The organism is Pseudomonas sp. PA-7-1E (genome assembly GCF_021605325.1).
GTDB classification, from domain to species: domain Bacteria; phylum Pseudomonadota; class Gammaproteobacteria; order Pseudomonadales; family Pseudomonadaceae; genus Aquipseudomonas; species Aquipseudomonas fluorescens_BV.
The window spans coordinates 151,825-174,615 of sequence record NZ_WKFA01000004.1 but is presented as its reverse complement, the minus strand read 5'-3'; the positions used below and the strand labels follow the sequence as shown (position 1 = coordinate 174,615).

Sequence of the window (22,791 nt, the reverse complement as noted above, 5' to 3'; positions counted from 1 at the left end):
AGGTCAAAGCTTGAATTTGTCGACCAGCGTCTGCAAGTCCAGGCTCAACCTTGTCAACTGAACACTCGCGGCCGCCGTTTCCTCGCTGGCGGCGGCGGTTTGTTCCGACACGTCCCGCACCTTCAACACACTGCGGTTGATCTCCTCGGCCACAGCGCTTTGCTGTTCCGCTGCGGCGGCGATCTGCGGGTTCATTTCCTGGATGATCGACACCGTGCGGGCAATGGCGCTCAGAGCGTCGCCGGCGTCGCGGGTCAGGGCGACGCTGTTGTCGGTCAGGTTGCGGCTGCTGTCCATGATGTCTGCCACCTGCTGAGTGCCATTGTGCAGGCCGAGGATCAGCCCTTCGATCTCCTCGGCCGATTCCTGAGTGCGTTGGGCCAGGCTGCGCACTTCGTCGGCGACCACCGCAAAGCCTTGGCCGGCAGTGCCCGCACGTGCCGCTTCAATGGCGGCGTTCAGGGCCAGCAGGTTGGTCTGCTGAGAAACAGACTTGATCACGTCCAGCACACTGGCGATCTTCTGGCTCTCCTGTTGCAGCGCGAGCATCGCACGGCCTGACAGCGCCATTTCACTGGCCAGGTTGCCAATCTGCTCCACGGCCTGGGTGACCACCTGCTCACCGGCGCCGGCCTGATGGTCGGCTTCTTGGGCCGCCACCGAGGCGCGTTCGGCGTGGCGCGCCACTTCCTGGGCAGTGGCGAGCATTTCATTCATTGCCGTCGCCACCTGGTCGGTTTCATCTTTCTGCTCGTTGAGCCCGCTGCGGGTCTGCTCGGTGACGGTGGATAACTGCGTGGCCGCTCCGGCGATCTGCCGGGCGCTGTCACCGATACTGCTGATCAGGCTACGCAGGCTGCGGGTCATTTGCCCGATGCTTTGCTGCAACTGGCCGAGTTCGTCGCGACGGTCGACCGCCATGTCATGGCTGAGGTCGCCCTCGGCAACACGGTGGGCGGCGCCGAGAATTTCTCGCAGTGGCGCCGCAATCTGCCGGGCGATCCACCAGGCGGCCAGCGTGCCCAGTGCCAGGGCGGCCACTGTCACGCTGATCAGCAACGCACGGGTTTGGTCCGCCTCGTTGTTGCGCCTGGCATTCTGGCTCTGGCTCAGCAGATTGCTCTTGTCCCGCAGCTCGTTGAGTTGCTGTTCGAGGCTGTTTTGCACGGTTTCGGTATCGAGTTGGGCTTGCTCGAGCTTTAGCAGTTGTTCACGGTAGTTGGCCAAATCGGTCTTGAGCAGCGTCGAGTCCACCGGGAGCGCGGTGACGGAAGCCAGCGCGGCCTGCAGTTCATCAAGCGACTGGTCGAACGCATTGGCGTAGGCCTTTAAGGTAACGGCCGCCCAGGCGGGGCTCTGCGCCCGATCTTCGGCTTGCTCCATGGCCTGGCGCAGGTTCTCGATGGCGTCGAGGGCCTTCTCGTCATTTTGATCGGGCAAGTCACTGGCCAGTTGAGCGAGGGTGTCACTGGCCTGCAGGGCGGACTTCTTGAGCGCCGGACGGATCTGCTCGCGCGCGGCCAGCAACGGTGGCAACTGTACGAGCGCGGCTTTCGAGCCCGACACCAACAGAGCCGCTTCTTCCAGCCATTGTCGGTCGGTGGCGGCTCGCAAGCGGCTCGAAAGGCCGGTCAGATACTGGTCGATCTGTTCAATCCTTTGGTTCATCTTGTCCAGGCTGTTGCTGTCCATCAGCGTGCGGTACACGATGCGGTCGGCGCGCATGGCCTCGGCTTCGACAGCCAGATGGCCCAGGACCGTCAGGCTGTCGGATCGGTAAAGCACGGCGCTCAAGGCTTGCCAGCCCGTGGCTGCGATCAGGAAACTGAGGATCAGCACTTGGCCAAAACCCAGGGCTAGCTTGAGGCGGACGCTGGCATTGACCAGCACGCGGGTCAGCCGAAGAAACATGGTGAACCTCCGAATCAGAGAAAGCGTTTCGCGACACATGAAACGCTAATTCGATTCGGGACCGTGGAGGGCTGATAACTGTGTAGGAGATTTCACAAGTTGCGGCGGCTTTGGTAAGCCGCCGTGTAGGGTAATTCAGACTCGGAAGCGCCCGACGAGGGTCTGCAGGTAGATCCCCAGGCGCGCCAGTTCGGCACTGGAGGACGCAGTTTCTTCGCTGGCCGACGAGGTTTGCTCGGAGATGTCGCGCACATTCAGCACGCTGCGGTTGATCTCTTCAGCCACGGCGCTTTGCTGCTCGGCGGCGGTGGCGATCTGTGAGTTCATGGCCTGGATGGTCGAGACGGTACGGGTGATATTGCCCAGCGCGTGGCCGGCCCGGCGCGTCAGCTCAACACTGCTCTCGGTCAGCCCGCGGCTGTTGTCCATGATGGTTGCCACCTGCTGGGTACCACTTTGCAGGCCGACGATCAGCTCTTCGATCTCTTCAGTGGACTTCTGCGTGCGCTGGGCCAGGCTGCGCACCTCGTCGGCCACCACGGCAAAGCCGCGCCCGGCCTCACCGGCACGCGCCGCCTCAATGGCGGCGTTAAGGGCCAGCAGGTTGGTTTGCTGGGCCACGGATTTGATCACGTCGAGCACACTGCCGATCTTGTCGCTTTCGCGCTTGAGTTCACCCATGGCCACCGTGGAATTACCCACTTCGGTGGCCAAGCGCTCGATCTGGGCGATGGCTTCACCCACCACCTGGTCGCCTTCACGGGCTTGCTGGTCGGCAGCCACGGCGGCTTCCGAGGCCTCTTCGGCGTTGCGCGCCACTTCCTGCACGGTGGCCGCCATCTCGTTCATGGCGGTGGCCACCTGGTCGGTCTCGACCTTCTGGCTGTTGACCCCGGCGCTGGTTTGTTCGGTCACGGCTGACAACTGCTCAGCGGCGCTGGCGATCTGGGTGACCCCGTCGCTGATCCCGCCGATCAACTCGCGCAGGCCCACGGTCATGCTTTGCATGGCACGCTGCAATTGGCCCAGTTCGTCCTGGCGGCCCGATTCCAGGTTGTGGCTCAGATCGCCGGAGGCCACACGCTCGGCGACTTCGAGGGTCTGGTTCAGGGGGATGACGATCTGGCGGGTGATGGCCCAGGCCGCGAAGACGCCGACGATCAGCGCCAGTACGGTGGCAAGCAGCAACAGGTATTTGGCCTGCGCGGCATCTGCGTCACGCACGGCGGTCTGGGAGACGGTGAGTTTTTCACTGTGGCCCAGCAGGATGTCGCCCTGGGCGATCATGGTTTTCAGCGCTGCTGCGCTGGCGACCTGGGAATCGCGATACTGGCTGACGGCGGCGCGGTAGGCTTGCAGTGAAGCCCCGGCTTCTTGCAGGTTGGCCTGGTATTGCGCAGGCAACTGGCCTTGCAGTTCGGTGATTTTTTTCAGGGCGTTGTCGATGGCATCCAGGGCCGGTTGCTCGGCTTCGACCTTGCCGCTGTAGGTGTAGCCGCGTACCTGGAAGCGCGATTGCTGGATCAGCTTGCTCTGCTCGACCACGCTGTTGAACTGGGCGACGCTGTCACCTTGCAGCAGGGCTTTTTCGATTTCGTTGATCTTGGCGACGGCATTGTCGGCGGTGTCTCCGAGCTTGCTGCGGGCGCCCTCACGTTTGAGGCCCGCCTGGACCATGGCGGCGAAGGCCTTTTTGTATTGGTTCAAGGCTTCCTGCTGTTGCTCGACCAGGGCTTTGTCGTCAGGTTGCTCGATCAGCTCGGCGGCGGTCTTCAGGCCGCTGTCGAGGTGGGCGAGCAGGCCGTCGACCTTGTCCGTGCCTTGCTCGCCACGGCGCATATCGAAGTCCAGGCGTGCCAGGCGCAGGTCTTTGGTCAGGCCATTGAGGCTGGAAATGAAGCCCAGCTTGTCGCCGCGACTGATCACATCCCCCAGGCCGGTCCAGCCGGTAAAGGTGATCAACAGCGTCAGGAGCAACACCAGGCCAAAGCCCACGCTCAGCTTGCGGTTGACGCTTACATTCCCCAACTTCTCGGCTAACCAACGATACATGCTGCGAACTCCCCTGGAACAAGGCTTGGACTTATTCAAAGGCTATCGGCAACGCACGGGGATACTTGATCGTTCCCACGCTCTGCGTGGGAATGAATGGCGTGACGCTCTGCGTCACAAGGGCGGACGCAGAGCGTCCTGAGCGGCATTCCCACGCAGAGCATGGGAACGATCAGTCGGGGGTTAGAACAGACGGGCGAGCAGGGCCGTTACGGCGGTTTCGACGCGTAAAATACGTGCACCCAGTTGCACCGGCTGTAAACCAGCCTTGGCCAGCAGGTCCACTTCATAGGGAATCCAGCCGCCTTCCGGGCCGATCGCGAGGGTCACCGGTTCCTCGAGGGCTCGGGGGCAGGCCGGGTAATCGCCCGGATGGCCGATCAGGCCCAAGGTGCCAGCCGCCATGGCCGGCAGACGATCTTCCACAAACGGCTTGAAGCGTTTCTCGATAATGATCTCGGGCAGCACCGTGTCCCGCGCTTGTTCCAGGCCGAGAATCAGTTGCTCGCGCACCGCTTCCGGCTCCAGGAACGGGGTTTGCCAGAAGCTTTTTTCCACGCGGTAGCTGTTGACCAGTACCACCTTGGGCACGCCCATGGCCGCCACGGTTTGCAGCACCCGGCGCAGCATCTTCGGGCGGGGCAGGGCCAGCAGCAAGGTCAGGGGTAGTTTGCTCGGTGGCGGTTGGTCGAAGCTCACTTGCAGTTCGGCTTCAGTGGCTTCCAGGCGCAGCAGTTGGGCATTGCCCATCAGCCCGCCAATGCGGCCCACACGCAGGGTGTCACCGACGGCGGCGCGGTGAACCTCCTGCATATGCACCAGGCGACGATCACGCAGCACTACGCGGTCGGCCGCGATAAAGTCGGCCTCTTCGAGCAGCAGCAGGTTCACGGCTGGGTCGCTGGCGGTTGGTCGTCGTCGGCAGGCGCGTCATCCGGGTGTTCGCCACGCTTGCTGATCAGGCCGCTGAACAGGATGCCCACTTCGAACAGCATCCACATCGGCACGGCCAGCAAGGTCTGGGAGAAGATGTCCGGTGGCGTGAGGATCATGCCGACCACGAAGCAGCCGATGATCACGTACGGGCGGATCTTTTTCAGGTACTTGACGTCGACCACGCCGATCCACACCAGCAACACTACCGCTACCGGAATTTCGAATGCCACGCCAAAGGCGAAGAACAGCGTCATCACGAAATCGAGGTAGCTGGTGATATCGGTCATCATCTCCACGCCGGCCGGGGTGGCGGCAGCGAAGAACTTGAAGATCAGCGGGAACACCAGGAAGTAGGCGAAGGCCATGCCGGTGTAGAAGAGCAAGATGCTCGACACCAGCAATGGCACAGCGATGCGCTTCTCGTGCTTGTACAGGCCCGGCGCGATAAAGCCCCAGATCTGATGCAGGATCACCGGGATCGCCAGGAACAGTGAGACCATCATGGTCAGCTTCAAGGGGGTCAGGAACGGCGACGACACATCGGTGGCGATCATCGTCGCGCCGGCCGGCAGGTACTGGCGCAGGGGCGTCGAGACGAAGGTGTAGATCTGCTGGGTAAAGGCGAACAGCCCGGCAAAGATGATGAAGATCGCCGCCACGCAACGCAGCAGGCGGGTTCGCAACTCGGTGAGGTGCGAGACCAGCGGCATGTGCTGGTCGTTTTCCGGTTTATCAGCGCTCATGGGGCTCGCGGCGGCAATGTAGGGTCATGGGGCGCGGGCGACGCGACGGGCGTCGGCGCAGGCGTCGGTGGGGCGGGCGCTGCCGGTGTGGCGTCGGCCACAGGGGCTGGCGCGATGCTGTGCTCGGCCACCGGCGTTACCGGCTTGGCCGGCTCTTGCACCGGGGAAAGAATCTTGCGGGCTTCCTGCTCCAACGAGAGGATGTGCTCGTTGTGCAATTGCCGACGGATTTCGTCGGCACCGATTTCCCGTTCAACTTCCTGTTTGATCGCGTTGAAACTGCGCTTGAGGCGCCCGATCCACAAGCCGGCGGTGCGTGCGGCACCGGGCAGGCGTTCCGGCCCCAGTACCAGCAGGGCCACCAGGCCGACGAGCAGCAGTTCAGAGAAGCTGATACCAAACATTAGTCAGTGCTCACGAGTCTTTGCGGGTCGGCTCTTGGACCTTTTCAGCCTGCACGTCGAAGGTACGGCGCTCGGTGATCGGCTGGGTGGCCTGCGGGTGAACAGGCTGGGCCGGTGGCACCGGATTGGCGCTTGGCTCGGCCGGCTTTTCATCATCGTTCATGGCTTTGCGAAAGCCCTTGATCGACTCGCCCACATCGGTGCCCAGGTTCTTGAGCTTCTTGGTGCCGAACACCAATACCACTACCACCAGAATGACGATCCAGTGTTTCCAGTCAAAAATGCCCATGCTTCAAATCCTCAAGTCTCAGTTATTCAGGCGGACGGGCGCGAGGCCTTCTCGGCGTGCCCGGACAAGCCGAAGCGACGGTCCAGTTCATCCAGCACGGCCTGTGGGTGCTGCCCCAGTTGGGCGAGCATCACCAGGCTATGGAACCACAAGTCTGCGGTCTCATAGATTACATCGCTGTAATCACCGCTGATTTGCGCGTCCTTGGCCGCAATGATGGTCTCGACGGATTCTTCGCCGAGTTTTTCCAGAATCTTGTTCAGGCCCTTGTGGTACAGGCTGGCGACGTAGGAGCTGTCGGCATCCGCGCCTTTGCGGTCTTCCAGCACCTGGGCCACACGGTTCAGGGTATCGCTCATGTTCAGTGTCCTGCTGGGTAGATGGCGTGCGGGTCTTTGAGCACCGGCTCCACAACCTTCCATTCGCCATTCTCGAACACGCGATAGAAGCAACTGTGGCGGCCAGTGTGGCAGGCAATGCCGCCGATCTGCTCGACCTTGAGGATTACCACGTCGGCATCGCAGTCCAGGCGCAGCTCGTGCAGGGTCTGCACGTGCCCGGACTCTTCGCCCTTGCGCCACAGTTTGCCACGTGAACGTGACCAGTAGATGGCGCGCTGCTCGGCGGCGGTGAGGCTCAGGGCCTCGCGGTTCATCCAGGCCATCATCAGCACGCGCCCGGTCTTGTAGTCCTGGGCAATGGCCGGCACCAGGCCGTCACTGTCCCATTTGATCTCATCCAGCCAGTCTTTCATGTTCGGCTCCGGCAATTTGCGACAGTGTATAACCGGATGGGCTATCGACGCACGATCAGATAAACGCCCACGGCGACCATGATGCCCGCTGGCCAGTGGCCTAGTGGGTTCAATGGCCCACCAATCGCCAGCATCACGCCGCCCACCAGGTGCGCGGCGCCGAGTAGGCGCAGGAACCAGTCGTCCTTGCGCTTGCGCCACGGTGGCTCAGGGTCCTTGGCATGGGGCTGGGACATGCGCTCCAGCAGGTCGCGGGTCATGTTGGCCAGGTGCGGCAGTTGCTCGAACTGGCTGTGCAGGTTGCCCAGCATGGTTTTCGGGCTCATGCGCTCGCGCATCCAGCGTTCCAGGAAGGGTTGCGCAGTGTTCCACAAGTCGAGGTCCGGGTAGAGCTGGCGGCCCAGGCCTTCGATGTTCAGCAGGGTCTTCTGCAACAGCACCAGTTGCGGCTGCACTTCCATATTGAAGCGCCGCGCGGTCTGGAACAGGCGCATCAGCACTTGGCCGAACGAAATATCCTTTAACGGTTTTTCGAAGATCGGCTCGCACACGGTGCGGATCGCCGCTTCGAATTCGTTGAGTTTGGTTTCCGCTGGCACCCAACCCGAATCAATGTGCAACTGCGCCACACGGCGATAGTCGCGCTTGAAGAAGGCAAACAGGTTGCGCGCCAGGTAATCCTGGTCTTCCGGGGTGAGGCTGCCGACGATACCGCAGTCGATGGCGATGTACTGCGGGCTCCACGGGTTGACGGTGCTGACGAAGATGTTGCCCGGGTGCATGTCGGCGTGGAAGAAACTGTCGCGGAACACTTGGGTGAAGAAAATCTCCACACCGCGTTCTGCCAACATCTTCATGTCGGTGCGCTGGTCGGCCAGGGTCGCGAGGTCGGTAACCTGCACGCCGTAGATGCGCTCCATCACCAGCACTTTTGGCCGGCACCAGTCCCAATACACCTGCGGCACATACAGCAGTTGCGAGCCTTCGAAGTTGCGTCGCAATTGGCTGGCATTGGCCGCTTCGCGCAGCAGGTCGAGTTCGTCGTAGATGGTTTTTTCGTAGTCGGCGACCACGTCCACCGGGTGCAGCAGGCGCGCATCGGCGGAGAAGCGTTCGGCGGCGCGGGCGAGGATAAACAGCCATGCCAGGTCCTGGCCGATGATCGGCTTGAGGCCTGGGCGAATGACTTTCACCACCACTTCTTCGCCGGTCTTGAGCTGCGCGGCGTGAACCTGCGCGACCGAGGCCGAGGCCAGGGGCTCGACGTCGAAGCGGCTGAACACCTCGCTGATCTTCTGGCCCAGCTGTTCTTCGATCAGCGCCATCGACTGCTGCGAATCGAACGGCGGCACGCGGTCCTGCAGCAGCATCAGCTCGTCGGCGATGTCTTCGGGCAACAGGTCGCGGCGGGTGGAGAGGATCTGCCCGAACTTGATGAAGATAGGCCCCAAATCCTGCAACGCCAAGCGCAGGCTGGCGCCACGGCTCAACGGCGACGGCTTGCGGGGCAACCAGCGCCACGGCAGCACATAACGCACCGCTAGCAGGAACCACGGCAAGGGCAGGGCAAACAGCAGGTCATCAAGACGGTAGCGGATTACGACGCGCTGGATACGAAACAAACGGCGGACGGCGAGCAGCTTCATGCGTTATCGCTTGGATCAAGGGAACGGCTCAAGCGCTCGAAGCGGGCCTCGAGGCGTTCCAGGTCGATTTTGGCCTTGTCGAGCTCGCGAAAGCGCGCTTGCGCTTCCCGTTGCCCGACCAGGGTGCGCGATTCTTCGCTCAGGTATTCGGCAAGGTTCTGGTTGAGGCTGGCGAACCCTTGCTGGTACCAGCGCGAGCGGCTGCGCAGGTGCCCGCTGATCAACTGGGTGGCGACGGGGCCGATCCAGCGCGACAGTTCATATTCCCAGTCCAGCTCCAGGTCTTGCAGCACGGCGGCCAAGTCCATCAGCACCGCACTGTCGCCTTCCAGCTCCACCTCGGGGCTGTGGAGGATGGCGGTCTTGTTGCGGCTCAGTGCCAGGTGCAACAGGCTTGAGGCTGGTGCACGCAGGGTGCAGTCGGCTTCAGCGGCCCATTGGGTGGCGAGCAGCAGGCCTTCATCGCTGGGCAGGATAAACAGCTGCACGGCGGGGCTGCGGCAATCAACGGCAATGACTTTGCCGGTCAGGTGCGCGAGCCGCGCCAGGGCGGTGCTGTCCAGGCGCAGTACACGGTTGATACCGTGCTCAACGCTGGCGAGAAGACCTTGCAGCAGCATCAGGGCTTGATGCCGCGGTGTAGGGCAACGATGCCGGACGTCATGTTGTGGTAGGTCACGCGGTCGAAACCGGCCTCCACCATCATCGACTTCAGGGTTTCCTGGTCCGGGTGCATGCGGATCGACTCGGCCAGGTAGCGGTAGCTCTCGGCGTCGTTGGTGATCAGCTTGCCCATCAGTGGCATGAAGGCGAACGAATAGGTGTCGTAGACCTTGGACATCAGCGCGTTGGTCGGCTTGGAGAATTCCAGCACCAGCAGGCGGCCACCCGGCTTGAGTACGCGCAGCATCGAGCGGATCGCGTCTTCCTTGTGAGTCACGTTACGCAGGCCGAACGCGATGGTCACGCAGTCGAAATGGTTGTCGGGGAACGGCAGCTTCTCGGCATCGGCCTGGACGAACTCGATATTGCCGGCCACGCCTTTGTCGAGCAGTCGGTCGCGGCCAACCTTGAGCATCGAGCCGTTGATATCGGCCAATACCACCTGGCCGGTGGGGCCAACCAGCTTGGAGAACTTGGCCGCCAGGTCGCCTGTGCCACCGGCGATGTCCAGCACCCGGTTGCCGGTGCGTACGCCCGACAACTCGATGGTGAAGCGCTTCCACAGGCGGTGCATGCCGCCGGAGAGCACGTCGTTCATCAGGTCGTACTTGGCTGCCACGGAGTGGAACACCTCAGCGACTTTTTCCGCCTTTTGGCTTTCCGGGACGTTCTTGAAGCCGAAGTGAGTGGTGGGTTCGGCATCGCTGCCTTTGCGCTGATCAGTCATATCGCTGTCACCAAAAGAGAATGCGGGACATGATAATCCCCAAGGCCTGCTTTGTCTTGGCAAGGCTGCAGGTAAGATAGACGCTCATCGAGACCTTTTGCCGCATGGCGGGTGTTCTGAGTCGTTATAAAGAGGAGTCATTGCAATGGCCCGTATTACCGTTGAGCGTGAACATACCCTGGGAAAAGAACAGGCGCGGGCCAAGGCGGAGCAATTGGCGCGCAAACTCGAGGATAAATATGGGGTGGAGTCTTCGTGGGCTGGCGACACCCTGAAGCTCAAGCGCTCCGGGGTAAAAGGCACGGTATTGGTGGCCGATGATTCGCTGCGCATTGATGTGGAACTTGGCCTGCTGATGTCGGCCATGAGTGGCACGATCAAGTCCGAAATCGAAAAGGCCCTGGATAAGGCCCTGGCTTGATACGGCTGTGCTTAGGGTGCCGATTCTAATTTTAAACCTTACTTTGTGCCCAAGCCCTCAACTCTTGCGGGCCGTCCGCCACCCAATTCTGTGTGAGGTGCACCATGGCCAAAGTTATTTTGAAGAAAAAAATCGACGTTCAGACCACCCCCCTGAGTGATGTTAAAAGCTACGCCCGCAAGATCTGGCTGGCGGGTCTTGGCGCCTATGCCAAGGTCGGCAGCGAAGGCGGCGAGTACTTCAAGGAACTCGTTAGAAGCGGTCAACGTGTTGAAAGTAAAGGTAAAAAAGTTGTAGTTGAACAACTTGATGCCGCCAACAGTCAGATTGACCAAGTAAAGAGTAACGTCTCCGGCGTCAAAGGCCTGGTCGAAGTTCAACTGGATAAAGTTGAAAAAGCTTTTGATACTCGTGTCGGCAGTGCCTTGAATCGGATCGGCATTGCGTCTAAACATGACGTGGAGACACTCTCTGCTAAGCTCGAAGAGCTGACGGCATTGCTCGAACGTGTCGCGCGTAAACACTAAGGAGACATCGGGATGGCTGTTAAAAAGACTACTCAGAAAGAAGGCAGCTCGTGGGTCGGGAAAGTTGAAGAATATTCCCGCAAAATCTGGCTCGCTGGTTTAGGCGTGTACTCGAAGATCGACAGTGACGGCAGCAAACTCTTCGAGACCTTGGTCAAAGACGGCGAGAAGGCCGAGAAGTTGACCAAGAGCACGGTCGGTAAAAAAGTCGACGCTGCCAAGGCGAGTGCGGGTTCCGCCAAATCGAGTATTTCGGATACCTGGGGCAAGTTGGAAGAAACGTTCGACAAGCGCCTCAACAGTGCTATTTCGCGACTGGGCGTACCGAGCAAGGCTGAGTTGAAGGCGCTGCATAGCAAGGTTGATACCTTGACCAAGCAAATCGAAAAGCTCACCGGCGCCAAAGCGGCTCCCGCCAAGACCGCCGCGGCCAAGCCTGCAGCAAAACCGGCGGCCAAACCTGCGGCTAAAACCGCCGCTGCAAAACCCACCGCCAAAACTGCCGCCAAGCCTCTGGTTAAAGCCGCCGCCAAGCCAGCTGCCAAACCCGCTGCCAAAGCGCCGGCCAAAGCCGCGGCGAAACCTGCGGCCAAGCCAGCGGCTAAAACTGCTGCCGCCAAACCGGCTACCAAGCCTGCCGCTAAGCCAGTGGCCGCTAAAGCCGCCGCGAAACCTGCGGCTAAACCGGCTGCCAAACCTGCGGCTAAAACCGCTGCCGCTAAACCTGCTGCCAAGCCCGCCGCTGCGAAACCAGCTGCCAAGCCTGCAGCGGCCAAAAAGCCTGCGGTAGCGAAAAAACCGGCAGCCGCAAAGCCTGCCGCGGCGGCCAAGCCAGCCACGGCACCAGCACCGGCTGCTTCTACCGCCAATTCGGTGTCCGCGCCGACGCATGCGGCTGCTACCCCGACTGCAACGCCGGTTACCCCGACGCCATCCAGTCAGTCCTGATTTTTACGGGACACATAAAACGCCCGGTCTGCGAAGATTGGGCGTTTTTTATGCAAGCCTCAAAAACGCCGCATTCCCCATTTTGTAGGAGCGAGCTTGCTCGCGAAAAACTCAAAGACGCCGCGTTTATTCAGGAGGCACTCGTTATCGTTGACGTTTTTCGCGAGCAAGCTCGCTCCTACATGTTTAATCGGTGTCATCCAGGTACTTCAAGGCGAACCGCTCGGTCGCCTGCCGCGCCGTTGGCAGCAGATGCGGCGCCACCAGCATCATGATCTGGTACACCACCACCCGTACCTCACCTTCACGGTCCAGAATCCGTTGATAATCCAACGAAAACAGCAATGTCAGGGTGATCTGCTCCACCAGTTGCCCCAACGCCTGGGTATCGCTAACCAGTTGCCCTGCCGCCTTCAGCCGCGCAAGCAATGACGCCAAGGTGCGCTTGAGCGCCGTGAGCAGGTGACGGATCCCCTTGGCCAGCTTGGGCAAGCGCCCCGCCAGGTTCGACAAGTCCTGGAACAGGAACCGATAGTGGGCCATGCGCTCGACAATCAGGTGCAAAAACAGCCAGTAGTCCTCAGCTTCCAGTTGCGCATCGGCAGGCGGGTCCAGCAGTGGCGCCAGCTCACACTGAAAGCGCTCGAACAGCCCCAGCACCAACGGCTCCTTGCCGTGGAAGTGATAGTAGAGGTTGCCGGGGCTGATCCCCATTTCATTGGCCACCTCCATGGTCGATACGTTCGGTTCGCCCTTGTGGTTGAACAACTGCAGGGCGCATTCAAGGATACGGTCGCGGGTCTTCATCCAGTCTTCTTAAAGTTGATTGCTGAGCTCAGCGCACACGCACGTAAGTACCCGGCGCCGCTTCCATCGGTGGGTAATTCTGGTTGCCCAGGGCGGTGAGGGTTTCGCGTTGTACGCCGGAGCGTTTTTGTACCCACTCCAGCCATTGTGGCCACCAACTGCCTTCGACGTGCTGGGCGTCGTAATACCAGGCGCGCGGGTCGCTGCTCAGCTTGAGGTTCTCGACGTAGTTGGCCTTGGGGTTGCCCGGTGGGTTGAGGATGCTCTGGATATGCCCGTTGTTGGAGAGCACAAAGCGTCGCTCGCCGCCCAGCAGTTGCGTGGAGCGGTACACCGCGTCCCACGGCGTGATGTGGTCATTGATGCCGGCCACGCTGAAGCTGTCCACCGAGACCTTGCGCAAGTCGATGGGCGTGCCGCATACCTCCAGCCCACCGGGATGGCTCAGGGGGTTGTGCTTGAAGAAGTCCAGCAGGTCGCCGTGCAGGGCGGCGGGCAGACGCGTGTTGTCGTTGTTCCAGTACAGGATGTCGAACGCCGGCGGTTCCTTGCCCAGCAGGTAATTATTGATCCAGTAATTCCAGATCAGGTCGTTGGGGCGCATCCAGGCAAATATCTTGGCCATGTCGCGGCCATCCAGCACGCCTTGCTGGTAGGAGCGGCGCTTGGCGGCTTCCAGGGTTTGTTCATCAGCGAACAATGTTGCGGGGCTGTCGATCTGGCTGTCCAGCAGGCTTACCAGGTAACTGGCGCTGGAGATGCGCCGCAACTGGCGCTTGGCTTGCAGGTGGCCTTGCAGCGCGGCGATGGTCAGGCCGCCGGCGCAGGCGCCCATCAGGTTGACCTCGCGGGCGCCAGTGATGGCCCGGCATACGTTGAGCGCTTCTTCCAGCGCCGCCACGTAGGTGGACAGGCCCCATTCGCGATGCCGCACGTCCGGGTTGCGCCAGCTGACCATAAAGGTCTGCAGGCCGTTTTTCAGTGCGTATTGCACAAAGCTGTTGGCCGGGCTCAGGTCGAAGATGTAGTACTTGTTGATTTGCGGCGGCACTACCAGCAGCGGCTTGGCGTATTGTTTTTCGCTCATGGGCTTGTACTGGATCAGCTCCAGCAGTTCGTTGCGAAACACCACCGAACCGGGCGTGGTCGCCACGGTCTTGCCCACTTCAAAGGCGTGCTTGCTGACCTGGCGCGGCAAACCGTTGTTGTGCAGCAGGTCTTCGAACAAGTTGCTCACGCCGCGCACCACGCTGTTGCCGCCAGAGTTGAGCAGCTCCTTGATCGCCAGCGGGTTGAGCAGGGTGTTGGAAGGGGAGACAGCATCGTTGAGTAGGGCGAAGGCGAACTGCGCGCGGGCGCGATCATCGTCACTGAGGTTGCTGTCATCGATCCAGTGGCGCGTCTGTTTCTGCCAGCTCAGATACGCTTGCAAGCTGCGTCGGTACAGCGGGTTGAGCTTCCAGGTGGGGTCGCTGAAGCGATTGTCTCTGGGGTTGGGCTCGTGCACGGTTTCACCCAGCAGCACACGGCCCAGTTGGCCGCCCAGCGCCAGGGCGTGGCGGGCAGTGTGCACCGGGTTGCGCAGGCCGTGTGCGGCGACGGTACGCAGGGTTGACAGCAAGTCCCGGCCGCGCAGGCCGGTGATCGCATTTTGCGCGTTGATGAACGCAGCGGGGGTGGGCGCCGGGTTCGTCACGGGTCTTTCTCGCATGAGCCAACACTCCTTCGTCAAGTCATCAAGCAGGCACGCCAATCCAGAACCATAGTCGGTTCCTGGCAAGTTGCGCGGTGGTGTGTTCCTTCACACCGCCGGTCGCGGATGTATCACGGCGCGCAGGCGCTCCTCCTCCAGAAACTTCATGATGATCGGCGCCACGGCTTCGGCCCGGGTAATCAGGAACAGGTGGCCGTCATCGATGATGTGCAACTGTGCATTAGGGATGCGCCAGGCGAGCATGCGCATGTTGACCAGCGGGATCAGCGGGTCATCGTCCCCGGCCAGCACCAGGGTGGGCTGGCGGATCTTGTGCAGCCAATGAATGCTGGTCCAGCCCAGCCCGGCAAACAGTTGCCAGTAGTAGCCCAGCTTGCCGGCCGAGCGCACTTTGCTGGCGTGCTCGGCGGCCAGTTTGGAATCACGGCGGAACGAACCGCCATAAATCATCGGTGCAATGCGCACCACGTGGGACGGCTGGATATAACGCCTGGGGCTTGCCATCAGCCACAAGACCTTCGGTTTGCCCGGCACCATGAAGGCCCCGGCCGCGGTGGCCGCGAGGATCAATTTCTTGCAGCGCTCGGGGTAGTCATACGCAAATTGCTGGGCCAGCGCTCCGCCCCAGGACACGCCCACGGCGTTCACTTGGCCATAGTCGAGGTAATCGAGCATACGCGCGGTGAGTTTGGCCAGACCGGGGAAGCGATAGGGTCGGTTCGGCGTCGAGGAGCCGCCCACGCCGGGCACGTCGAAGGCGATCACTTCCAGGTCCGGGTCCAGGGCCTGGACGAACGGAAACACCAGCTCAAGGTTGGCGCCGATGCCGTTGAAGATCAGCAGCGGGGTCAAGTGCGGCTTGCCCGGGCGTACCGCCGTGCGGATGGTCTGGCCATCCAGGTCGATGGTACGGAAGATGAACGGTTGCGCCATGCTCAAGCCCTGTGAAGTGGTGCTATTGGTCTGTAGGAACTCGGTCAGTGTGGGAGCTGGCTTGCCTGCGATGGCATTCTTTCAGGCCGCGATTAGTGAGCAGGCCCATCGCTATCGCAGGCAAGCCAGCTCCCACATCTGATCTCATTTCAATCACAAGAATGCCTAGCGTTCATGTACATAGGTACCCGGCGCCGCTTCAGCGGCTGCATAGGTTTTATTGCCTAATGTCGTCGGGGCTTTTTTCAGTTTTCCCGCCCGCTCCGCCTGCCAAACCTGCCAGTGCAGCCACCACGAATCGGTGTGCTTGGTAGCATTCTCCTGCCACTCCAACGCACTGCCGGCCAGGCCCTCGCTGGTCTGGTAGCGTGCCTTGGGGTTGCCCGGCGGGTTGAGGATGCTCTGGATATGCCCGCTGCTGGACAGCACAAACTCGACCTTGCCGCCGAACAACTGCGCTGACTTGTAGCAGGACTGCCACGGCGTGATGTGGTCGTTGGTGCCGGCCAGGGAGTAGATGTCAGCAGTGACCTGCTTGAGGTCGATGGGCGTGCCGCACACTTCCAGGGCGTTGGCGCGTACCAGTGGGTTGTTCTTGAACAGTTCGATCAGGTCGCCATGGAACGCGGCCGGCAAGCGTGTGGTGTCGTTGTTCCAGAACAGGATGTCGAACACCGGCGGCTCGTTGCCCAGCAGGTAGTTGTTGACCCAATAGTTCCAGATCAGATCGTTGGGGCGCATCCAGGCAAAGACCTTGGCCATGTCGCGGCCTTCCAGCACGCCGGCCTGATAGGAGTGACGCTTGGCCGCTTCCAGAGTCTGCTCGTCGACAAACAGCGCCACCTGGGTGTCCAGGGTGGTATCCAGCACGCTCACCAGCAGCGTCAGGGCGTTGACTTTCTTCTCGCCCAGCGCCGCGTAGTGGCCCAACAGTGCGGTGCAGGTGATGCCGCCGGAGCAGGCACCGAGCATATTCACATCCTTGCTGCCCGTAATCGCCGTGACCACATCCACTGCTTCCTTGAGCGCCTCGATATAAGTCGACAGGCCCCATTCGCGTTGGGCCTTGGTGGGGTTGCGCCAACTGACGATAAAGGTCTGCTGGCCATTGCGCAGGCAGAAGCGCGCCAGGCTTTTATCCGGGCACAGGTCGAAGACGTAGAATTTGTTGATCTGCGGCGGCACCACCAGCAGCGGGCGCTCATGCACCTGCTCGGTAATGGGCTTGTACTGGATCAGCTCCAGCACATCGTTGCGAAACACCACCGCGCCTTCGCTGGTGCCCAGGGTCTTGCCGACTTCAAAGGCGCCCATGTTGACCTGGCTGGGCATACCGCCGTTGTGCACCATGTCCTTGGCCAGGTGGGAAAGGCCGTCGAGCAGGCTTTTGCCGCCGGTTTCAAAGAAGCGTTTGACCGCCGCCGGGTTGGCCGCGCTGTTGGTGGGGGCCATGGCTTCGGTCATCAGGTTGATCACGAAGTGGCCGCGGCTGATGTCTTGTGCCGACAGGTTGCTGTCGTCGATCCAGTCGTGAAGCTCCTTGCGCCACGCCAGGTAAGTCTGCAAATAACGTTTGTAGAGCGGGTTCTGGCTCCAGGCTGGGTCGTTGAAGCGACGGTCGTCGCCCTCGGGCACCAGCGCGGATTTGCCGAACATCACATTCTTCAATTCAACGCCAAAGTGGGCGACGTGCTTGACGCTGTGCAACGGTTGCTTGATGGCTTGGGTCAGCACCATCTTGGCCGAGGCCAATAAATCCTTTTTGCGTAACGCGATGATCGGGTTCAACCCCAGGGTGTTTTCCGAGGCCTGGCGTTTCAAGTCATCGTTATTCTTGTTACTCATCTACGACGCTCCATTGTCCGAAAGACGAGTACCGGCGATTGCTGCGCACCCAATTTCGATACACGACACCAGCCTGGTACTGCGACTCGGGTGACCGTTGATACCGCATCGTCAAATGCAGGGAACTTGCCAGCTCCATTGGTTACCCGAGTTTATTTTTTTTCGCAAGCAGGCCAATCGTTGGCCACGCGACAGGGCATTCAAGCAGATGAAATTAGAAAATGCGCTCTAAACAGCAAGACCCCTGTGCTAGAGCATCAGCCGCACGACCGACTCACTCGGATCGCGGGTTTTTCCAGCGGCTTTGAGCTCGTCCAGGTAGTTGGCCCATAGAGCGTCCTGACGTACGGCCAGCTGATAGAGATAGTCCCAGGTGAACAGTCCGCTGTCATGACCGTCGTCGAAGGTCAATTTCAGTGCGTACTGGCCGGCGGGTTCCAGCTTGATCAACCGGACGTTGAGCTTGCCGAATTGCAGGATGGGTTTGCCGTGGCCCTGGACCTCGGCGGAAGGGGAGTGCACCCGCAGGAATTCGGCGGGCAACTGGTAGGTTTCGTCTGGCCCGTAGGTCAGGCCGAGTGTATTGGAGGTTTTATGCAGGTTTACAGCAGTCGGAAACTTGGCCATTGGAGATAATCCTGAAGGAACCGGCTTCAACCCTGTGGGAGCGAGCTTGCTCGCGAAAGCGGTGTGTCAGCCAGCATATCTGGTACTGATATACCGCTTTCGCGAGCAAGCCCGCTCCCACATTTAAGCGAAGCGGTTTCGCGTTAAGGCTTACAGGATATAACGAGACAAGTCTTCGTTCTGCGCCAATTCGCCCAAGTGGCTGTTGACGTAGTCAGCATCGATCTTGATCGCTTCGCCATTCTGCGCACCGGCCATGTCGCCGGCGCTGAAAGACACTTCCTCAAGCAGGCGCTCAAGCAAGGTATGCAGGCGACGGGCACCGATGTTCTCGGTCTTCTCGTTGACCTGCCAGGCGATCTCCGCCAGACGCTTGATACCGTCAGCCTGGAATTCGATACCCAGCCCTTCGGTTTTCAGCAGCTCGCGGTACTGCTCGGTGAGCGAGGCATGCGGTTCGCTGAGGATGCGCTCGAAGTCGCCCGGCGTCAGTGCCTTGAGCTCCACCCGAATCGGCAGGCGGCCTTGCAGCTCGGGCACCAGGTCGCTCGGCTTGCTCAGGTGGAAGGCACCGGAGGCGATAAACAGGATGTGGTCAGTCTTGACCATGCCCAGCTTGGTGTTGACCGTGCACCCTTCGATCAGCGGCAGCAGATCGCGCTGCACGCCTTCGCGGGAGACATCCACGCCGCCGGAGTTGCCACGCTTGGCCACCTTGTCGATCTCATCGATAAACACAATGCCATGTTGCTCGACCGCTTCCAGGGCCTTGGCCTTGAGTTCTTCCTCATTGACCAGGCGCCCGGCTTCTTCGTCGCGCACCAGCTTGAGCGCATCCTTGACCTTGAGCTTGCGGCTTTTCTTCTTGCCCTTGCCCATGTTGGCGAACAGGTTTTGCAACTGGCTGGTCATTTCTTCCATGCCAGGCGGGGCAGAGATATCCACGCCGGACACTTCGGCCACTTCGATCTCGATTTCCTTGTCATCCAGCTGGCCTTCACGCAGGCGCTTGCGGAACAGCTGACGGGTGTTGGAATCCGATGAAGGTGCGGCGTCTTCGTTGAAACCCATGCGTGCCGGTGGCAGCAGGGCGTCGAGGATGCGCTCTTCAGCGGCGTCTTCGGCGCGATGGCTGACCTTGGTCACTTCCTGTTCGCGCAGCATCTTCAGGGCGGCGTCAGCCAGGTCACGAATGATCGACTCGACATCGCGGCCCACATAACCGACTTCGGTGAATTTGGTCGCTTCGACCTTGATGAACGGGGCATTGGCCAATTTGGCCAGGCGACGGGCGATCTCGGTCTTGCCGACGCCGGTAGGGCCGATCATCAGGATGTTCTTGGGCGTTACTTCAACGCGCAGTTCTTCCGGCAGTTGCATCCGGCGCCAGCGGTTACGCAGCGCAATGGCAACGGCGCGCTTGGCATCGTCCTGGCCGATGATATGGCGGTTGAGTTCATGGACGATTTCGCGGGGAGTCATGGACATAGTGTTTGGCGGCCTCAAGCCTGAATAAGCCCAGGGCTTATTCGGCGAGGTCCTGCTCCTCAATGGTCTGATTGTGGTTGGTGAACACGCAGATATCGCCAGCGATACCCAGGGCGGTCTCGACGATTTCACGGGCTGACAGGTCGGTTTTCTTCAGCAGCGCGCTGGCCGCAGCCTGGGCGTAGCCGCCACCTGAACCCATGGCGATCAGGCCATGCTCGGGTTCAACCACGTCGCCGTTGCCGGTGATGATCAGGGAAGCGTCTTTGTTCGCAACCGCGAGCATGGCCTCCAGGCGGCTGAGGGAGCGGTCGGTGCGCCATTCTTTGGCAAGTTCCACAGCGGCGCGCACCAGGTGGCCCTGGTGTTTCTCAAGCTGGCCTTCGAAACGCTCGAACAGGGTAAAGGCGTCGGCGGTTGCGCCTGCGAAGCCGGCAAGCACCTGGCCGTGGTACAGGCGGCGCACTTTCTTGGCGTTGCCTTTCATCACGGTGTTGCCCAGGGAAACCTGGCCGTCGCCGCCCATGACAACTTTGCCGTGGCGACGTACTGAAACGATGGTGGTCAAGGGGAGAGTCTCCACGCAGCGGGGCGAAAATGCCCTGATGGAAACTCATATGGGGGTGGCGAGGGGGATTTCAACCGTAGGAAGGCAGGGCAGACGAGTGGTGATCGTTCCCACGCTCCGCGTGGTAATGCCGCCTTGACGCTCTGCGCCTGCTCTGTGACGCAGAGCGTCAAGGGACACGTTCCCACGCGGAGCGTGGGAACGATCAGTGAGTATGAGTCAGCGGCTCTGACGTTGTTGTAACAACAGGTTGCTAAACCCGGCGCCGGCCAATTGCTTTTGCGCCACGGTCAGCTGTTCGCGGTTGCTGAACGGCCCCACCAATACGCGATACCAGGTCGCGTCCTTCACCGTGCCGGACTCAACCGATACCGATTGGCCCAACAGAATGATCTGTGCGCGTACACGGTCCGCATCCGCCTGTTTCGGGAACGAGCCCGCTTGCAGGAAGAACTTGGTCACCGGCGCAGCCTTGGTGGCTGCCACTGGCGGTGCTGGCGGCGGCGTGATACCGGCCAGCGCGGCCTGGGCGCGCGCCGTGTCGATTTTTGCCGCTTCCGCTGGGGTTACCGGCGTGGTCGGCACTTGTGGCGTCGGCAGGGTTTTTTCCGGCACGGCGTCAGGCGGCACGATCACTTCCGATTCCGGCAGCAGCGTGTAGAAGTCGTACTTGGGCTTTACCGGTGCGGTCGGGCTCGGCGCGGTCTTGTTGGCTTCGGCGATTTTCGTGGCCTTTTGCTGCTCCTGTTTGACGCGCTTGACGTCATCGCCCTGACCGGGCTCCAGCTTCATCAGAAACACGATAAATGCGCCGACCGTCAGGCCGATGGCCATCCACAGCCAACCCGGAATCGGTTGCTTCGCCGGGGCCTGGTAGCGGCTGGCGCCGCGCTTGGGTGCAGGTTTTTTCTTGGCAGCCAACTTACATACGCTCCAGAGTTTCCAGGCCCAAGAGTTCCAGGCCTTGCTTGAGGGTGCGTCCAGCCAAGGCGGCAAGGCGCAGGCGACTTTGTTTCTGGGCTTCGTCGTCGGCGGTCAGGATCGGGCAGTTCTCGTAGAAACTGGAGAACAGGCCGGCCACTTCGTACAAATAGGTGCACAGGATGTGCGGCGTGCCTTTTTCGCCAACGCTGTTGAGCACTTCGCCAAATTGCGCGAGCTTGGCCGCCAGTTCCTGTTCGTGGACGGCGTCCAGCGCGATCTGGCCTTCGACTTCGCTGAAGTCCTTGCCCAGCTTGCGGAATACCCCGGCCACGCGAGTGTAGGCGTACAGCAGGTACGGCGCGGTGTTGCCTTCGAAGTTGAGCATCAGGTCGAAGTTGAAGCTGTAGTCGCTGGTGCGGTGCTTGGACAGATCGGCGTATTTCACCGCGCCAATGCCCACCACACGGGCGATGTTGCGCAGGTCGGCCTCGGCCAGCTCCGGGTTCTTTTCCTTCACCAGGTTGTAGGCACGTTCCTGGGCTTCGGTCAGCAGGTCGATCAGCTTCACGGTGCCGCCGTCGCGGGTCTTGAAGGGGCGGCCATCGGCGCCGTTCATGGTGCCAAAGCCCATGTGCTCCATGTGCATCGGGTGGGTGACGAAACCGGCGCGACGCGCCACTTCGAACACCTGCTGGAAGTGCAGGGCCTGGCGCTGGTCGACGAAGTACAGCGCACGGTCAGCCTTGAGCACGCCACTGCGGTAACGCACGGCGGCCAGGTCGGTGGTGGCGTAGAGGTAGCCGCCATCGGCCTTGACGATGATCACCGGCAGCGGCTCGCCGTCGGCGGTCTTGAATTCTTCGAGGAACACGCACTGGGCGCCGTTGCTTTCGACCAGCAGGCCCTTGGCCTTGAGATCGTTGACCACGTTGATCAGGTCGTCGTTGTAGGCGCTTTCGCCCATCACGTCGGCCATGGTCAGTTTCACGTTGAGCAGTTCGTAGATTTCCTGGCAATGGGACAGGGAAATTTCACGGAAGCGGTTCCACAGCGCCAGGCACTCTTCGTCGCCGGCTTGCAGCTTGACCACCAGGCCCCGTGCGCGGTCGGCGAACTCTTCAGACTCGTCAAACCGCTTTTTGGCGGCGCGGTAGAAGTTTTCCAGGTCGGCCAGCTCGTTGCTGGTGATCGGGTTTTCCTGCAGGTAGGCCATCAGCATGCCGAACTGGGTACCCCAGTCGCCCACGTGGTTCTGGCGGATCACGGTGTCGCCGAGGAATTCCAGCACCCGTGCCACGCCATCGCCAATGATGGTGGAGCGCAGGTGGCCCACGTGCATTTCCTTGGCCAGGTTCGGTGCCGACAGGTCGATGACCACGCGCTGGCTGTCGCCGGCCTTGCGTGCACCGATGCGCGCATCTGCCAGGGCGGCATCCAGGCGCGACGCCAGGGCCTGGGTGTTCTGGAAGAAGTTGATAAAGCCTGGGCCGGCAATTTCGGCCTTGGTGACACTGGCGTCAGCCGGCAGGGCTGCGATGATTTTTTCTGCCAGGTCACGCGGCTTCATGCCGGCCGGCTTGGACAGCATCATCGCGATGTTGCTGGCGAAGTCGCCATGGGTCTTGTCGCGGGTGTTCTCCACCTGGATCGCCGGCGACAGGCCTTCAGGCAACACACCTTCGTTGACGAGTTGGGTGAGGGCTTGTTGGATCAGCTGGCGAATGGTGTCTTTCATGGTGTTCTCTTTCGACCGCAAGCGGCGGCGCGCGATGCGCAGGTGGAAAAACTGGGCATTATCCGTGGCGAGGGCGGGCTTGCCAACCGTTCAGACTATATGGCGGACCTGCGGGCCTCTTCGCGGGCA

General features: G+C 61.1%; 23 protein-coding genes and 1 pseudogene. 3 read left to right on the top strand and 21 right to left on the bottom strand.

From position 1 onward, the window contains the following. Window positions 1-3 precede the first annotated feature (3 nt). The 12 genes and pseudogenes from GIW79_RS04385 to ubiE all read right to left on the bottom strand — a co-directional run bounded on the left by GIW79_RS04385 (window position 4) and on the right by ubiE (window position 10,125). A complete protein-coding gene (locus GIW79_RS04385; protein ID WP_054897531.1) occupies window positions 4-1,911 on the bottom strand; it encodes a methyl-accepting chemotaxis protein in 1,908 nt (635 codons plus the stop codon). A 135-nt stretch (window positions 1,912-2,046) separates the two neighbouring features. After that, on the bottom strand, window positions 2,047-2,760 hold the full coding sequence (locus GIW79_RS29760; protein WP_370712509.1) for a methyl-accepting chemotaxis protein: 714 nt from the start codon (window positions 2,758-2,760) through the stop codon (window positions 2,047-2,049). A gap of 144 nt (window positions 2,761-2,904) precedes the next feature. Then, window positions 2,905-3,963: pseudogene (locus tag GIW79_RS29755) on the bottom strand (methyl-accepting chemotaxis protein); the annotation flags it as partial. Between the two features lie 183 nt (window positions 3,964-4,146). Next, entirely contained in the window at window positions 4,147-4,854 is a 708-nt protein-coding gene (locus tag GIW79_RS04375) for a 16S rRNA (uracil(1498)-N(3))-methyltransferase (RefSeq protein ID WP_054897530.1), read from the bottom strand. Next, window positions 4,851-5,642 carry a twin-arginine translocase subunit TatC gene (gene tatC / locus GIW79_RS04370; RefSeq protein WP_034125559.1) on the bottom strand — a complete coding sequence of 264 codons (792 nt, stop codon included), beginning with the start codon at window positions 5,640-5,642 and terminating at the stop codon, window positions 4,851-4,853. The genes GIW79_RS04375 and tatC overlap by 4 nt, the downstream gene beginning before the upstream one ends. Next, window positions 5,639-6,046 carry a Sec-independent protein translocase protein TatB gene (gene tatB, locus GIW79_RS04365; RefSeq protein WP_054897529.1) on the bottom strand — a complete coding sequence of 136 codons (408 nt, stop codon included), beginning with the start codon at window positions 6,044-6,046 and terminating at the stop codon, window positions 5,639-5,641. The genes tatC and tatB overlap by 4 nt, the downstream gene beginning before the upstream one ends. Window positions 6,047-6,056: 10 nt before the next feature. After that, a complete protein-coding gene (locus GIW79_RS04360; protein ID WP_003187877.1) occupies window positions 6,057-6,335 on the bottom strand; it encodes a twin-arginine translocase TatA/TatE family subunit in 279 nt (92 codons plus the stop codon). Window positions 6,336-6,361: 26 nt separating this feature from the next. Beyond that, a complete protein-coding gene (locus GIW79_RS04355; protein ID WP_003187881.1) occupies window positions 6,362-6,694 on the bottom strand; it encodes a phosphoribosyl-ATP diphosphatase in 333 nt (110 codons plus the stop codon). Window positions 6,695-6,696: 2 nt separating this feature from the next. After that, window positions 6,697-7,089: a phosphoribosyl-AMP cyclohydrolase gene (gene hisI, locus GIW79_RS04350; RefSeq protein WP_003187884.1), complete on the bottom strand. Its 393-nt coding sequence runs from the start codon at window positions 7,087-7,089 to the stop codon at window positions 6,697-6,699. A 41-nt stretch (window positions 7,090-7,130) separates the two neighbouring features. Then, on the bottom strand, window positions 7,131-8,735 hold the full coding sequence (gene ubiB / locus GIW79_RS04345; protein ID WP_236456423.1) for a ubiquinone biosynthesis regulatory protein kinase UbiB: 1,605 nt from the start codon (window positions 8,733-8,735) through the stop codon (window positions 7,131-7,133). Beyond that, window positions 8,732-9,355: a ubiquinone biosynthesis accessory factor UbiJ gene (locus GIW79_RS04340; RefSeq protein ID WP_054919467.1), complete on the bottom strand. Its 624-nt coding sequence runs from the start codon at window positions 9,353-9,355 to the stop codon at window positions 8,732-8,734. Before GIW79_RS04340 ends, ubiB begins: the two co-directional genes overlap by 4 nt. Further along, window positions 9,355-10,125, bottom strand: a complete 771-nt coding sequence (gene ubiE / locus GIW79_RS04335) for a bifunctional demethylmenaquinone methyltransferase/2-methoxy-6-polyprenyl-1,4-benzoquinol methylase UbiE (protein WP_003171186.1) — start codon at window positions 10,123-10,125, stop codon at window positions 9,355-9,357. The genes GIW79_RS04340 and ubiE overlap by 1 nt, the downstream gene beginning before the upstream one ends. Window positions 10,126-10,270: 145 nt before the next feature. Here ubiE and GIW79_RS04330 point away from each other — a divergent pair, with 145 nt between their 5' ends. From GIW79_RS04330 to GIW79_RS04320, 3 genes are all read left to right on the top strand, one after another. After that, window positions 10,271-10,546: a polyhydroxyalkanoic acid system family protein gene (locus GIW79_RS04330; RefSeq protein WP_034125562.1), complete on the top strand. Its 276-nt coding sequence runs from the start codon at window positions 10,271-10,273 to the stop codon at window positions 10,544-10,546. Between the two features lie 104 nt (window positions 10,547-10,650). After that, window positions 10,651-11,073: a phasin family protein gene (locus GIW79_RS04325; RefSeq protein ID WP_236456389.1), complete on the top strand. Its 423-nt coding sequence runs from the start codon at window positions 10,651-10,653 to the stop codon at window positions 11,071-11,073. A gap of 12 nt (window positions 11,074-11,085) precedes the next feature. Further along, on the top strand, window positions 11,086-12,021 hold the full coding sequence (locus GIW79_RS04320) for a phasin family protein (RefSeq protein ID WP_236477358.1): 936 nt from the start codon (window positions 11,086-11,088) through the stop codon (window positions 12,019-12,021). A gap of 186 nt (window positions 12,022-12,207) precedes the next feature. On the opposite strand, the gene GIW79_RS04315 is transcribed toward GIW79_RS04320, so the two are convergent. The 9 genes from GIW79_RS04315 to argS all read right to left on the bottom strand — a co-directional run bounded on the left by GIW79_RS04315 (window position 12,208) and on the right by argS (window position 22,662). Beyond that, window positions 12,208-12,828: a TetR/AcrR family transcriptional regulator gene (locus tag GIW79_RS04315; protein ID WP_054919462.1), complete on the bottom strand. Its 621-nt coding sequence runs from the start codon at window positions 12,826-12,828 to the stop codon at window positions 12,208-12,210. 28 nt (window positions 12,829-12,856) lie between these two features. Continuing rightward, on the bottom strand, window positions 12,857-14,539 hold the full coding sequence (gene phaC / locus GIW79_RS04310) for a class II poly(R)-hydroxyalkanoic acid synthase (RefSeq protein ID WP_236452606.1): 1,683 nt from the start codon (window positions 14,537-14,539) through the stop codon (window positions 12,857-12,859). A 90-nt stretch (window positions 14,540-14,629) separates the two neighbouring features. Next, window positions 14,630-15,475 (bottom strand): poly(3-hydroxyalkanoate) depolymerase, encoded by an 846-nt coding sequence (gene phaZ, locus GIW79_RS04305; RefSeq protein WP_019820034.1) that lies wholly within the window; start codon window positions 15,473-15,475, stop codon window positions 14,630-14,632. A gap of 165 nt (window positions 15,476-15,640) precedes the next feature. Further along, window positions 15,641-17,320, bottom strand: a complete 1,680-nt coding sequence (phaC, locus tag GIW79_RS04300) for a class II poly(R)-hydroxyalkanoic acid synthase (RefSeq protein ID WP_054896198.1) — start codon at window positions 17,318-17,320, stop codon at window positions 15,641-15,643. Between the two features lie 249 nt (window positions 17,321-17,569). Then, complete coding sequence (locus GIW79_RS04295; RefSeq protein ID WP_236452605.1) at window positions 17,570-17,947, bottom strand: gamma-butyrobetaine hydroxylase-like domain-containing protein; 378 nt, start codon at window positions 17,945-17,947, stop codon at window positions 17,570-17,572. A 150-nt stretch (window positions 17,948-18,097) separates the two neighbouring features. Continuing rightward, on the bottom strand, window positions 18,098-19,435 hold the full coding sequence (hslU, locus tag GIW79_RS04290) for an ATP-dependent protease ATPase subunit HslU (protein WP_044270712.1): 1,338 nt from the start codon (window positions 19,433-19,435) through the stop codon (window positions 18,098-18,100). Between the two features lie 37 nt (window positions 19,436-19,472). Next, complete coding sequence (gene hslV, locus GIW79_RS04285) at window positions 19,473-20,003, bottom strand: ATP-dependent protease subunit HslV (RefSeq protein WP_003171209.1); 531 nt, start codon at window positions 20,001-20,003, stop codon at window positions 19,473-19,475. Window positions 20,004-20,222: 219 nt separating this feature from the next. Beyond that, the gene (locus GIW79_RS04280) at window positions 20,223-20,924 is read right to left on the bottom strand and encodes an SPOR domain-containing protein (RefSeq protein WP_003187899.1); all 702 of its coding nucleotides are present in this window, start codon (window positions 20,922-20,924) and stop codon (window positions 20,223-20,225) included. 1 nt (window position 20,925) lies between these two features. Next, window positions 20,926-22,662, bottom strand: coding sequence for an arginine--tRNA ligase (gene argS, locus GIW79_RS04275; protein WP_034125570.1), 1,737 nt, complete (start codon window positions 22,660-22,662; stop codon window positions 20,926-20,928). Between the last annotated feature and the right edge of the window lie 129 nt (window positions 22,663-22,791).

Bases quoted from the DNA above. Each gene is read 5' to 3' on its own strand.
- GIW79_RS04385 (WP_054897531.1), bottom strand. From the start codon at position 1,911: ATGTTTCTTCGGCTGACCCGCGTGCTGGTCAATGCCAGCGTCCGCCTC.
- GIW79_RS29760 (WP_370712509.1), bottom strand. From the start codon at position 2,760: ATGAACGAGATGGCGGCCACCGTGCAGGAAGTGGCGCGCAACGCCGAA.
- tatC (WP_034125559.1), bottom strand. From the start codon at position 5,642: ATGAGCGCTGATAAACCGGAAAACGACCAGCACATGCCGCTGGTCTCG.
- tatB (WP_054897529.1), bottom strand. From the start codon at position 6,046: ATGTTTGGTATCAGCTTCTCTGAACTGCTGCTCGTCGGCCTGGTGGCC.
- GIW79_RS04360 (WP_003187877.1), bottom strand. From the start codon at position 6,335: ATGGGCATTTTTGACTGGAAACACTGGATCGTCATTCTGGTGGTAGTG.
- GIW79_RS04355 (WP_003187881.1), bottom strand. From the start codon at position 6,694: ATGAGCGATACCCTGAACCGTGTGGCCCAGGTGCTGGAAGACCGCAAA.
- hisI (WP_003187884.1), bottom strand. From the start codon at position 7,089: ATGAAAGACTGGCTGGATGAGATCAAATGGGACAGTGACGGCCTGGTG.
- ubiB (WP_236456423.1), bottom strand. From the start codon at position 8,735: ATGAAGCTGCTCGCCGTCCGCCGTTTGTTTCGTATCCAGCGCGTCGTA.
- GIW79_RS04340 (WP_054919467.1), bottom strand. From the start codon at position 9,355: ATGCTGCTGCAAGGTCTTCTCGCCAGCGTTGAGCACGGTATCAACCGT.
- ubiE (WP_003171186.1), bottom strand. From the start codon at position 10,125: ATGACTGATCAGCGCAAAGGCAGCGATGCCGAACCCACCACTCACTTC.
- GIW79_RS04330 (WP_034125562.1), top strand. From the start codon at position 10,271: ATGGCCCGTATTACCGTTGAGCGTGAACATACCCTGGGAAAAGAACAG.
- GIW79_RS04325 (WP_236456389.1), top strand. From the start codon at position 10,651: ATGGCCAAAGTTATTTTGAAGAAAAAAATCGACGTTCAGACCACCCCC.
- GIW79_RS04320 (WP_236477358.1), top strand. From the start codon at position 11,086: ATGGCTGTTAAAAAGACTACTCAGAAAGAAGGCAGCTCGTGGGTCGGG.
- GIW79_RS04315 (WP_054919462.1), bottom strand. From the start codon at position 12,828: ATGAAGACCCGCGACCGTATCCTTGAATGCGCCCTGCAGTTGTTCAAC.
- phaC (WP_236452606.1), bottom strand. From the start codon at position 14,539: ATGCGAGAAAGACCCGTGACGAACCCGGCGCCCACCCCCGCTGCGTTC.
- phaZ (WP_019820034.1), bottom strand. From the start codon at position 15,475: ATGGCGCAACCGTTCATCTTCCGTACCATCGACCTGGATGGCCAGACC.
- phaC (WP_054896198.1), bottom strand. From the start codon at position 17,320: ATGAGTAACAAGAATAACGATGACTTGAAACGCCAGGCCTCGGAAAAC.
- GIW79_RS04295 (WP_236452605.1), bottom strand. From the start codon at position 17,947: ATGGCCAAGTTTCCGACTGCTGTAAACCTGCATAAAACCTCCAATACA.
- hslU (WP_044270712.1), bottom strand. From the start codon at position 19,435: ATGTCCATGACTCCCCGCGAAATCGTCCATGAACTCAACCGCCATATC.
- argS (WP_034125570.1), bottom strand. From the start codon at position 22,662: ATGAAAGACACCATTCGCCAGCTGATCCAACAAGCCCTCACCCAACTC.